The sequence below is a fragment of the Stenotrophomonas sp. 1L-E-5-B-C3 genome, assembly GCF_057292075.1.
Genome location: NZ_JBXAWS010000004.1, coordinates 228,684 through 240,831, shown reverse-complemented (window position 1 = coordinate 240,831; position 12,148 = coordinate 228,684). Strand labels below are relative to the sequence as shown.

8 protein-coding genes are annotated in these 12,148 nt (G+C 66.4%); 4 read left to right on the top strand and 4 right to left on the bottom strand.

The window, feature by feature from the left end; genetic code table 11:
* Positions 1-57: 57 nt before the first annotated feature.
* Both AC0Z6F_RS07565 and AC0Z6F_RS07560 read right to left on the bottom strand, forming a co-directional pair.
* Positions 58-504: a GNAT family N-acetyltransferase gene (locus AC0Z6F_RS07565; protein ID WP_004147956.1), complete on the bottom strand. Its 447-nt coding sequence runs from the start codon at positions 502-504 to the stop codon at positions 58-60.
* A 183-nt stretch (positions 505-687) separates the two neighbouring features.
* On the bottom strand, positions 688-1,593 hold the full coding sequence (locus AC0Z6F_RS07560; protein WP_012510394.1) for a LysR family transcriptional regulator ArgP: 906 nt from the start codon (positions 1,591-1,593) through the stop codon (positions 688-690).
* A 137-nt stretch (positions 1,594-1,730) separates the two neighbouring features.
* On the opposite strand from AC0Z6F_RS07560, the gene AC0Z6F_RS07555 reads away from it, so the two are divergent.
* Both AC0Z6F_RS07555 and AC0Z6F_RS07550 read left to right on the top strand, forming a co-directional pair.
* On the top strand, positions 1,731-2,366 hold the full coding sequence (locus AC0Z6F_RS07555) for a LysE/ArgO family amino acid transporter (RefSeq protein ID WP_005408523.1): 636 nt from the start codon (positions 1,731-1,733) through the stop codon (positions 2,364-2,366).
* A 167-nt stretch (positions 2,367-2,533) separates the two neighbouring features.
* On the top strand, positions 2,534-4,486 hold the full coding sequence (locus tag AC0Z6F_RS07550; RefSeq protein ID WP_485616872.1) for an alpha/beta hydrolase family protein: 1,953 nt from the start codon (positions 2,534-2,536) through the stop codon (positions 4,484-4,486).
* 55 nt (positions 4,487-4,541) lie between these two features.
* Here the strand turns inward: AC0Z6F_RS07550 and AC0Z6F_RS07545 are convergent, their stop codons facing one another.
* Both AC0Z6F_RS07545 and AC0Z6F_RS07540 read right to left on the bottom strand, forming a co-directional pair.
* Positions 4,542-6,296 carry a peptide MFS transporter gene (locus AC0Z6F_RS07545; protein WP_485616871.1) on the bottom strand — a complete coding sequence of 585 codons (1,755 nt, stop codon included), beginning with the start codon at positions 6,294-6,296 and terminating at the stop codon, positions 4,542-4,544.
* A gap of 89 nt (positions 6,297-6,385) precedes the next feature.
* The gene (locus tag AC0Z6F_RS07540) at positions 6,386-7,534 is read right to left on the bottom strand and encodes an acetyltransferase domain-containing protein (RefSeq protein WP_012510397.1); all 1,149 of its coding nucleotides are present in this window, start codon (positions 7,532-7,534) and stop codon (positions 6,386-6,388) included.
* 202 nt (positions 7,535-7,736) lie between these two features.
* Between AC0Z6F_RS07540 and AC0Z6F_RS07535 the strand changes: the two genes are divergently transcribed.
* Positions 7,737-9,701, top strand: a complete 1,965-nt coding sequence (locus AC0Z6F_RS07535) for an OPT family oligopeptide transporter (protein ID WP_004148011.1) — start codon at positions 7,737-7,739, stop codon at positions 9,699-9,701.
* 254 nt (positions 9,702-9,955) lie between these two features.
* Positions 9,956-12,034: a S9 family peptidase gene (locus AC0Z6F_RS07530; protein WP_485616870.1), complete on the top strand. Its 2,079-nt coding sequence runs from the start codon at positions 9,956-9,958 to the stop codon at positions 12,032-12,034.
* Positions 12,035-12,148 lie beyond the last annotated feature (114 nt).

Below are 12,148 nucleotides of genomic sequence, written 5' to 3'. Positions count from 1 at the left end.
GGCGTTTCGCGTCACCCTCACCCGGTAGCGCCAGGCCATGCCTGGCGACGCCTTCAATCAAACCAGCTCCAGAATCTCGTCACCGGCCTCATCAATCTCACCGGTCGGGCGCCAGCCCAGGCGCCGGTAGAAGCCATGCGAGCGCGAGCGCGGGTCTGCCGAACAGGCCAGGAACAGTCGCTGGTGGCCGGCGTCGCGGGTCAGGCTGACCACCTCCTGCAGCAGCTGCCGGCCGATGCCACGGCCTTCGTAGTCCGGCAGCAGGGCCAGCACCAGCACCTCGCCGCTGTCGCGGTCGGCGAAGCAGTAACCGGCCATGCGCTCCCCTTCCCAGGCCACGCGGCCGATCGAATCGCCCTGGGCGATGCCGGCCGCCCAACTCTCCGGCGTGATGCCCAGCTCCGCCAACTGCGCGGCACTGAAGGCGTTCTCGCGGGTGCGCCCGCGCAGGTCGATGCAGGCGGCGGCATCGTCGGGGTGGGCATCGCGCACGGAGACGAGCATGCAGGACATCCTTGTAGTGATTGGCCGATCAGTATCCGCATCGCGCATGGACCGGGTGTGGAGGTTTCGTGGAGATCCGATGGAGCAAAAAAGGGGACGGAGGGGATTAAGTCGTCTTTGCCCCGGATGTCGTTTGGGTCTTAAACGACTTAATCCCCTCCGTCCCCTTTTTGCGGCGCTCCGTCAACGCTTGCGTCGCACCAGCGCCGACGACGCCTCCAGCACGGCGCGGGTCAGCAGGGCCATGGTCTGCACGTCACCCTTCCAGTGCTGCCAGTACAGCGGCACGTCTTCCCACGCGCGCTGGCGTACGTAGACCAGGCGGCCGGCGTCCAGATGCCGCTTGACCAAGGGCAGGGGATTCATGGTCCAGCCCATGCCGCCCAGGTTGGCCTGCACGAACGCGCGGGTGGAGGGAATCCACCAGGTTGGCGCGGTGCTGGGCAGGTCGTCGCCGGCCATGCGCCGGGCGAAGCGCGATTGCATTTCGTCCTTGCGGTTGAACACCAGCACCGGTGCCGTGGCCAGGGCCTGGGCGGTCACGCCCTTGGCAAAATGGCGCTCGCGGAACTCCGGGGTGCAGGTCGCCGCGTAGCGGATGCTGCCCAGCGCATGGATCTGGCAGCCCTGCACCGGCTCGTCCAGAGTGGTCACCGCGCCCAGCACGGTGCCCTGGCGCAGCAGTTCGACGGTGTGATCCTGGTCTTCCACGCGCAGGTCCAGGGTGGTGCCGGTGCTCTGCGCGAACTGGAAGGCAGCCTGCGGGAACCAGGTTTCCAGGCTGTCGTGGTTCACCGCCACCGGAATGCTTGCCTGCGGCAGGTCTTCGTCGGCCAGGCCCATCCGGTGCAGGGCATCGTGTTCGAGCAGGGCGGTCTGCTCGGCCAGCTGCACCAGCACCTGGCCCTCGGCGGTGGCGGTGGCCGGGGTGCCGCGCTTGACCAGCAGGCGGCCAACCCGATCCTCCAGTGCCTTGACCCGCTGCGAGATGGCCGACGGCGTGACATTCAGCGACTGTGCCGCGCGGTCGAAGCTGCCTTCGCGGATCACTGCAGCCAAGGCGCGCAGCTGGGCATGGTCGATACGCATCGAATTAAGCTCCGCTAATGTTGGATTAGTAAGTTTAGCTCGTCTTTTTAATGTTGCGGCGCGACAATGGCGCCAGTTCCGGTGCTGTCCGCCTTCGCGAGGCACCGTCCCCCAAGCAAGTAAAGGCAGTGAATCCCATGTTCTCGGTCATCTCCGCCAGCACCGGCCTCGGTGCCTGGTTCTCTGGTGCAGCCACCGGCATCGGCCTGTTCGCCGTGGTCGGGGCCCAGAGCGCCTTCATCCTGCGCCAGGGCATCCTGCGCAAGCACATCGTGCCGGTGGTCGCCACCTGCGCGGCCATCGATGCGATCTTCATCTTCGCCAGCGTGGCCGGCCTGCGCACGCTGACCTCGGCGCTGCCGTGGCTGACCACGGCCGTGTTGTGGACCGGCGTGGCCTTCCTGGCCTGGTACGCGATGAAGTCGGCACGCCGCGCGATCGCCGGTGGCGGCGGCATGGGCGAGGCTGACAGCGACGACGGCAGCCGCCGCGCGGTGCTGATGGCCGCAGTCGGTTTCTCGTTGATCAATCCGCACTTCTGGCTGGACATGATGGTGATCGGCTCGATCGCCGAGAACTTCGGCAATGCCCGCATGGCCTTCGCGGCCGGTGTGGTTACTGCCAGCTGCCTGTGGCTGACCGCGCAGGGTCTCGGCGCACGCCTGCTCGCACCGCTGTTCACCAAGCCCAGCACCTGGCGCGTGCTGGACGGCACCATCGCCGTGATCCTCAGCATCCTGGCCCTCACATTGGCGGTGCGCGGGGTCCATTGACCCGGCGCACGCCCCCCGAACCCACGTCCTGACTCTCTCTCTCCAAGGTAGTGGTAACGACGGCACCGGCAACGGTGCCGTCGTTTTTTGTGGGCCACTGGTGATTCGGGCGCCGGCCTGCCTAGAATCGGCCAGCCGGGACAAGGGGGCCAGGCAGGGGGAAAAGGATGCATAAGCGCTGGCTGGCCGCCATCATCGTGGCGGGACTGTGGTGCGGAACCGCTGCTGCGATCGATCTGGGCGCCTACGTGCGCGCGGACAAGTTCGGCGATGTCATGCTGTCCCCCGGGGGAGACTACCTGGCCGCGACCGTGCCTGCGGACGGCTTTACCGCTGTGATCATCCTGCGCACAGGAGACAACACACCGGTGGGCAACCTGCGGCCACCACTTAATTCGCATGTCATCGATATGCACTGGGTCAACAACGATCAGGTGATGTTCGGTCTGGCGCAGAAGTTCGGCAGCCGCGATGCGCCGTGGGCCACCGGCGAGCTGCTGACATTGGACGCGCGCACGGGCCGCCCGGAATTGCTGGTGGGCTACCGCGATCTTGGCCTGCGCGTGCGGCCCAAGTACCGGACGTCCGCTGCGGCGTTCCTCAGCGACACCTTGCCGGGTGACGATGCCCATGTGGTCATCGCCGTTGGTGGATCACGGCTGGATGCCAATGGCTATGCAGCCCAGCTCGAACTGGCAAGTGGCAAGCAGCGGCTGCTGGCCCGCGCGCCGATGCCGGATGCGTCCTATGTGGTGGATGCACAGGGCGACGTGCGTTTCGTCCAGGGCGCCGGTACCGTCTACTACCGCAACGGTGGCGATTGGGTGCTGGTCAACGATGAGAAACGCAGTGGTCGCGGCGAAGCGGCGCTGGGCTTTTCCGCCGATGGCCAGCTGGCCTACCTGCTCAGCGATCAGCCCAGCGGCCCCGATGCCATCGTCAGCGTGAACGTGGCCACGCAGGAGCGCAAGGTCGTGCTGCGCGACGAGGTGGTCGATCCCACGCGGCTGATCCATCGCCCAGGCAGCACCGTGCCGGTCGGCGCGCTGTTCCTGGGAACTACGCCGCATACCCGGTTCTTCGACGAAAGTTCGGACGAGGCGCGGTTGTACCGGAGCCTGGAAGCGGCTTTTCCAGGGCGTGCAGTGTTCATCACTTCCAGTACCCGCGACGGCCGCCGCCTGCTGGTGGAGACCTGGTCCGGTTCCAATCCTGGCGAGTTCTACCTCTACGACCGCGACCGCAACCTGGCGCGCTTCCTGATGGCGCGCAGCGAATGGTTTGACCCGGACACCACCGCTTCGGTGCGACCGATTGTGCTGAAGGCGCGCGACGGGTTGGACCTTCATGGATTCCTGACATTGCCGCATGGAAGTGCCGGCCGTGGCCTACCGATGGTGGTGGTGCCGCACGGCGGGCCGATCGGGGTGTTCGACGACGGCAGTTTCGATCGCGAGAATCAGTTGCTGGCCGCTGCTGGCTATGCCGTGCTTCAGATCAACTTCCGCGGCTCGGGCAACTACGGACGGGCCCACAGCCGGGCAGCATTGAAGCAATGGGGTGGCACGATGCAGGATGACGTCACCGACGCCACCCGCTGGGTCATCAGCGAAGGCATCGCCGATGGCCGTCGCATCTGCATCTACGGCGCCAGCTACGGCGCTTACTCGGCGATGATGGGTGCCGCCCGCGAGCCAGGCTTGTACCAGTGCGCGGCGGGCTATGTCGGCGTCTACGACCTGCCGTTGATGTACACCCATGGCGACATCCAGGATCGCGGCTCGGGCGTGACCTACCTGCGCGAATGGCTGGGGGATCCGGCACAGCTCGGTACCGTCTCGCCAGTCAATCTTGCGGAACGGATCAAGGTACCGGTGTTCCTCGCAGCGGGTGGCGAAGACAAGCGCGCGCCGATCCAGCACACCGAGCGCATGGAAGCAGCGCTCAAGCGCGCTGGTACCCCGGTGGAAAGCCTGTACTACAAGACCGAGGGCCACGGTTTCTACACCGAGGCCCACCGCAGCGAGTACTACGGCAAGCTGCTGGCCTTCCTGTCGCGCAGCCTCGGTGGCAAGACCGCGACCACCGCAACCGCGGCCGGCAAGGACAAGGCGCCCTGACGCAAAGGGCGGCGGATGTTCGATCCGCCGCCCTGGTTTTCCGCAGGCGCGGGAATTACTTCACCCCGTGCATCATCCGCTTCAGCAGTGGCGCAGCAATGAAGGCCAGCACCGCGCAGCCCAGGCCGATCCACATCAGCAGCCAGAACAGGTGCGCATAGGCGCCGGCGGCAGCCACCATGTCCAGCGTTTCGCCTTCCGGCACTTCGATCGCGGCCAGCTTGCCGAACAGCGCGGCCAGCGTTTCCGAGAACGCGGTTGCCAGGAACCAGGTGCCCATCATCAGGCTCATCACCCGCGGCACGGCCAGCTGGGTTACCGCCGACAGGCCGACCGGCGACAGGCACATCTCACCGCTGGCCAGCAGGAAGTAGGCCAGCACCAGCCACCACACGCTGGCCATCTCGCCGGTGGCGCCGACCTGCTGTGCGGCCAGCGCCAGTGGCGCGAACGACAGCGCGCCGATCACCAGGCCCCACGCTGATTTCACCGGCTTGCCCGGTTCCCAGCCGCGGCGGTCCATCCAGGTCCACAACGCGGCGAAGGCCGGTGCCAGCAGCACCAGGAACAGGCCGCCCAGGTAGGTCAGCGAACCGGCGGTCTGCGGAATCACCAGGCAGTCGCGCACCAGCAGCACCAGCATCAGCGCAACGATGCCGATGAAGAACGCACGCGGTGCGGTCGAGCCGGGGCGCCGTTCGGACAGGCGCGCGCTGACCACGAAGCCCAGCGGTGCCAGCAGCAGCGAGATGATCGACCACGGCAGCGGCGTACCGCCGGTGATCACCAGCGAGGGCACGATGTCCTTTGTCAGCAGGCGGTCGGTGAAGGTCACCCACGAGCCGTAGGACTGCTCGTACATGGTGAAGAACACCAGCGCCATGAAGATCAGCACCATCAGCGCGATCATCTGCTGGCGCTCTACCGGCGTGCACTTGCTGCCGGTGAACCAGGCGAACCAGACCAGCACGCCACCCAGCACCACCAGCATCAGCATCAGCGCCAGGCTGATTTCACCGCCCAGCGCGAACGCGCCGTTGCCGGCCGCCCACATCAGCCACGCGACCGGCAGCACACCGAGCACCGCGCACAGATAGATGAGCCATTCGCGCGGCAGGCCCAGCACCTTCTGCTTCAGCGCGGCCGGGCGCGGCGGTTCGGCATGGCCCTGCAGGTACTTCTGGCCCCACAGGAACATCGCCAGGCCGGCCAGCATGCCGATGCCGGCTGCACCGAAACCGTACTTCCAGCCGTAGGCCTCGCCGAGGAAGCCACACACCAGCGACGAGAACAGCGCGCCGAGGTTGATGCCGGCGTAGAACAGCGAGAAGCCCGAATCACGGCGCGGGTCGTCCTTGGCGTACAGCTTGCCGACGATGGTGGAGATGTTCGGCTTGAGGAAGCCGACGCCCATGATGATCAGCGCCAGCGACAGGTAGGTCACCGCCAGTGCCGAGGTGTCGCGCACCACTTCGCCGTTGACCCGGTAGGCGGCGTGGCCCTCGAAGGCCATGCCCAGATGGCCGAGCACCAGCAGGATGCCGCCGAACAGCACTGCCCGGCGCATGCCCAGCCAGCGGTCGGCCAGCATGCCGCCGAACACCGGGATGCAGTACACCAGGCCGCCATAGGCACCGAGCAGGTCCAGGCCGGCCTTGTCGCCGAACAGGTGGTACTTGGTGAGATACAGCAGCAGCAGCGCCTTCATGCCATAGAAGGAGAAGCGCTCCCACATTTCGGTGAAGAAGCAGACGTAGACGCCCTTGGGATGGCCCAGGAAGTCGTCGGAAGCAGTAGCGGCAACGGTCATCGACGGCGGGGACAGCAGGAAAGGGCGCGATTATAGGCCCGTAACCGGCGCCGCACCCGGTAGCGCCGGGCCATGCCCGGCGAACGGGGTCACAGGTACCGCAACCACGCCAGATCGCGCCTTCGCGCCTTGAACCGCGCGAATGCCCGCGTCGGTGGATACATCACCACCGCCAATGCACAGGCCACCAGCAGCAAGCCGCTGACCGAATCCAGCGCATACAGCTCGCCGTGGGTCGGGCCCCAGGCGGCCAGCGCCGCCAGGTACAGCCCCTTCAGCACATACAGGTGCAGCAGGTAGAAGAACATCGGTGCTGCACCAATATCGGCCAATGGCCGCAGCGCACGTGCCAACGGCGGCCATTCGTACAGTCGCAACAGCAACAGGCCCACGCCCAGCGTCAACAGCAGGAACTGCAGCGACGGCGGGTACTTGGTGACGTTGAAGATGCTCAGCCAGGTGCGCAGCACGGTGGTCTGGTACTGCCAGGGGGAATCGCCGTATTCGTTGGCAAAGCGCAGCAATGCGAACAGGGCCAGCGCCCCCGCACCGGCCCAGAACAGCCAGCGCTGCCGCTGCTCCGGCGCGCGCTCGCGGGCGAACCACGGTCCCATCAGGTAACCCAGCGCGATCACCCCGATCCACGGCAGCACCGGGTAGGAGGTGCGCAATCGCAGTGCCCCGGCCTCGATCCAGTCGCGCTGGTGCAGCACCTTCCACAGGACTGCCAGCGCGCCATTGCCTTCCATGCGCACGCCGTCGAGCAGGTTATGGCCGGCCACCAGCGCAACTGCCAGCACCAGCAAGGCGGGGCGCGGCAGCCAGATCAGGCCGGCCAGCGCGATCATGCTGAGGCCGATGGCCCAGATCACCTGCAGGTACAACGTGTCCGGCGGCAGCTGGAAGGTCCAGGCGAAGTTCACCAGGGTCAGTTCCAGTACCACCAGGAACAGGCCGCGCTTGAGCAGGAAGGTGGCGGTGGCGCGGCGTGGATCCGGCTGGCGCTGGCCGTACAGCCAGGCCGACAGACCAGTGAGCAGCACGAATACCGGCGCGCACAGATGCGCCAGCAGACGGCAGGCGAACAGGGCGGGAGAGACCGTGGACGCATCCATCGGGTCGCTGACCTGGTATTGCAGGAAGAAGGTCTCGCGGACGTGGTCGAGCAGCATCAGCAGCATCACGGTGCCGCGCAGCTGGTCGATGGAGGCCAGGCGCGGGGTGGGGGAAGAGGGCATGTGATGCAGGACGTGACGGGGCAACAGAAAGATATAACATATCAATTGTGTCCCTGCCCACTCCGACTTTGCTGTATCGGCCGGTTGCCCGTGCATGTGCGGGTCCATCGCACCGCAGCATCGGGCCACATCCTTTGGCACGCTGGACTTGCCGGAGCCTGAACGCTAGCGTGGCAGGGATTTTTTGCCAGCAGGGGCTTTCATGAACCATGACGCTGCGCCCAAGCAGCTCACTTTCCGCGCGGTGGTCCTTGCCATCGTGCTGGCAGTGGTGCTGTCGGCCGCAAACGCCTACCTCGGTCTGTTCGCAGGCCTGACCATCGCCACCGCGATTCCCGCCGCGGTCATTTCCATGGGCGTGCTGCGCCTGCTGGGTGGCGGTTCCATCCTTGAAAACAACATCGTGCAGACCGGCGCCTCGGCCGGCTCGTCGATCGCCGCCGGTGTCATCTTCACCATCCCGGCGCTGGTGATCATGGGCTACTGGCCCGACTTCAAGTACTGGTGGGTGCTGGGCATCGCTGGTCTCGGCGGCCTGCTGGGCGTGCTGTTCTCGGTGCCGCTGCGGCGTTCGATGATCGTTGAAGACCCGCTTCCGTTCCCGGAAGGCAAGGCCGCGGCCGAAGTGCTCAAGGCCGGTGAGAACCCGGGCCCGGGCCTGAAGATCCTCGGCCTGTCGGCGGTGATCGGTGCGTTCGTGAAGCTGGCCGCGGAAAGCGGCATGCGCCTGATTCCCGATGCCTGGGCTACCTCGGCCTACGTCGGCAGCTCCAAGGTCACCGCCTTCATCGGCACCAACCTGTCCCCGGCGCTGCTGGGCGTGGGCTACATCGTCGGCCTCAACGTCGGCATCGTGGTGGTGTCCGGCTCGATCCTGACCTGGCACATCGCCATTCCGATCTACCAGGCGTTCTTCATGAACACCGATCCGGGCCTGGCCGCCTCGGTCGCTACCGCATCCTCCACCGAGGCGGCGTTCGCCATCTGGGGCGCGAAGATGCGCTACCTGGGTGTGGGCGCGATGCTGATCGGCGGCATCTGGACCCTGATCTCGCTGCGCAAGTCGCTGCTCAACGGCGTCAAGAGCGGCTTTGCCGCTGCCCGCAAGAGCGGTGGCCCGGTACTGGCGCACACCGAACGCGACCTGCCGATGAAGTGGATGCTGGTGGCCCTGGTGGTGTTCACCCTGCCGCTTCTGGCGCTGTACCAGGCCATCGTCGGCCAGTGGCACGTGTCGATCCCGATGACCTTGATCATGATCGTCGCCGGCTTCCTGTTCGTGTCGGTGTCGGCCTACCTGGCCGGCCTGATCGGTTCGTCCAACAACCCGGTCTCGGGCATCACCATCTCCACCATCCTGTTCGCTTCTGCGGTGCTGGTGCTGCTGCTGGGCAAGGACGGCCTGCAGCCGGTCGGTGCCTTCGGCGCGCCGCTGGGTGCGGTGGCGGCAATCATGATCGGCGCGGTGGTGTGCTGCGCCGCCGCGGTCGGTGGTGACAACCTGCAGGATCTGAAGGCCGGCTACATTGTTGGCGCGACACCGTGGAAGCAGCAGTTGATGCTGGGCATCGGCGCATTCTCGTGCGCGCTGATCATGGCCCCGGTGCTGAACCTGCTGGCCACCGCCTACGGCATCGGCGTCAAGTCCGAGCTGCACCCGAACGCGCTGGCTGCGCCGCAGGCCAACCTGATGGCCTCGGTCGCAAAGGGCCTGTTCGGTGGTGAACTGCCGTGGACCTTCATCGGCATCGGTGCCGTGGTCGGTGCGGCCATCATCGCCTTCGACAGCTGGCTCAAGTCGCGCAACGCGCGCTTCCGCGTGCCGGTGCTGGCCGCCGCGATCGGTATCTACCTGCCGCTGGAGCTGATGGTGCCGATCTTCCTCGGCGGCCTGATCTCCTACCTGGTCGAGCGCTTCCACAAGGTGCGCGCCGACGATGAAGAAGGCCGCGACCGCGTGCACAAGCCGGGCGTGCTGTTCGCCGCCGGCCTGATCACCGGCGAGGCGTTGATGGGTATCGCCATCGCCGTGCCGATCGTGGTCAGCAGCCGCGCCGATGTGCTGGCCGTACCGTTCCATCTGCCGGCCGCGCAGTGGATCGGCCTGGCTGTGTTGTTCCTGGTCGGCTGGCTGATCTACCGCACCGGCAAGCGCGCCGTGGCGTAAGGGCCATGGGGTCGGATCCCTTCCCGTAGGGAAGGGCTCTGACCCCGGGTTCGCCGCCGGCTGCACGGCAGGGGTCAGAGCCGATTCCGGTGGAATCGGATCCGACCCCGGCATTCCTCAACAAACCCCGCCTCGGCGGGGTTTGCTTTTTCTGGCGGCGCGGTCGGCCTGCACCGGCAGCCATGACCGATGGCCTTGGCAGCCCCGCCCGCGCAGGCCTACCATCGGTTTTTTGCCGTCCTGCGGAGACTTCGATGAAACTGCGTCATGCCCTGTTGCCACTGAGCCTGCTGGCTGCCCTGCCCAGCGTCGCCGCTGCCCGTGGCCTGGAAGTCCGCGACATGGTGGCCATGGACCGCGTCTCCGCGCCGGTACTGACTGCTGACGGTGGCACCGTGGTGTTCGCCAAGCGCAGCACCGATGCCGCGCTGAAGTCGAGCACGGCGCTGTTCGCGCGCAACCTGCGCACCCGCGATGCAGCGCCGCCGAAGCAGATCACCCCGGCCGGCTGGAACGTCAACTCCGCCTCCTTGTCGGCCGATGGCCAGACCGTGTACTTCCTCAGCGCCAGGAACGGCAGCCAGCAGCTGTACGCGCAGCCGATCAGTGGCGGCGCCCCGCGCCAGCTGACCGACTTCCCGGTGGACGTGGACAGCTACCACGTGTCGCCGCAGGACGACCGCGTGCTGTTCAGTGCCGGCGTGTTCCAGGCCTGCGCCTCGGACCTCGCCTGCACCGAGAAGAAGCTGAAGGAAAAGAAGGACGCCAAGGCCAGTGGCCAGGTCTTCGACTCGTTGTTCGTGCGCCATTGGGATACCTGGAACGATGGCCGCCGCAACACCCTGTTCGTGGCACCCCTGCCGGCAGGCAAGGCCGGTGCGGTGAAGGGTGCTTCGGCGCTGAGCGCGACCATCGATGGTGATGCGCCGTCCAAGACGTTTGGTGGCAACGATGATTTCGCGTGGTCGCCGGATGGCGCCAGCGTGGTCGCCAGCATCCGCGTGGCCGGCAAGCAGGAGCCGTGGTCGACCAACTTCGACCTGTACCGCTTCGACGCTGCGGGCAAGCAGGCGCCGGTCAACCTGACCGCCTCCAACCCCGCCTGGGATGCCGGCCCGGTGTTCAGCGCCGACGGCAAGACGCTGTTCTACCGTGCGATGAAGCGCCCGGGCTTCGAGGCCGACCGTTTCGGCCTGATGGCGATGGACGTGTCCAGCGGCAAGACCCGCGAGATCGCGCCGCAGTGGGATCGTTCGGCGGGCGGCATCACCCTGTCCGCCGATGGCAGCAGCATCTACACCACCGCCGATGACCTCGGCGAACACCCGCTGTTCCAGATCGACGTGGCCAGCGGCAAGGCCACCAAGCTGATCGGCGACGGCAGCGTGACCTCGGTGGACGTGGCCGGCACCAGCGTGGCGATCACCCGCAACAGCCTGAAGAGCAACGACCAGGTGCTGGTCGGCCTGCTGCCGACCGCCGGCCAGCCGATCGGCGAACTGCGCGCGCTGACCCCGGCCGCCGGCGAGGTGCTGAAGGACGTGTCCTTCGGTGACTACGAGCAGTTCGAGTTCAAGGGCTGGAACAACGACACCGTCCACGGCTACGTGGTCAAGCCGCACAACTACCAGGAAGGCAAGTCCTACCCGGTTGCGTTCCTGATCCACGGCGGCCCGCAGGGCAGCTTCGGCAACGGCTGGAGCTACCGCTGGAACCCCCAGACCTACGCCGGCCAGGGCTACGCCGTGGTGATGATCGACTTCCATGGCTCCACCGGCTACGGCCAGGCCTTCACCGATGCGATCAGCCAGCACTGGGGCGACCGCCCGCTGGAAGATCTGCAGAAGGGCTGGGATGCGGCGCTGAAGAAGTATTCCTTCCTCAACGGTGACAAGGCCTGTGCGCTGGGTGCCAGCTACGGCGGCTTCATGGTCAACTGGATTGCCGGTAACTGGAACAGCCCGTTCAAGTGCCTGGTCAACCATGACGGCGTGTTCGACCAGCGCATGATGGGCTACGCCACCGAAGAACTGTGGTTCACCGAGTGGGAGCAGGGCGGCACGCCGTACCAGAAGGCGGCGAACTACGAGAAGTTCAACCCGGTCAACCACGTGGCGGACTGGAAGAAGCCGATCCTGGTCATCCACGGCCAGCAGGACTTCCGTATTCCGGTCGAGCAGGGCCTGGCCGCGTTTACTGCTGCCCAGCGCCAGGGCATCGAATCGAAGTTCCTGTACTTCCCGGATGAAAACCACTGGGTGCTGAAGCCGAACAACAGCATCCTGTGGCATGACACCGTCAATGCCTGGCTGAAGCAGCACATCGGCAACTGATGACTGCAGCGCCGCCCTTCGGGGCGGCGCTTTTGTTTCACCATCTGCTGTACCGGTGGGTGCCGACCGTTGGTCGGCACACCATCCTGATCTGCCGCCAACAGCAGCCGGCCA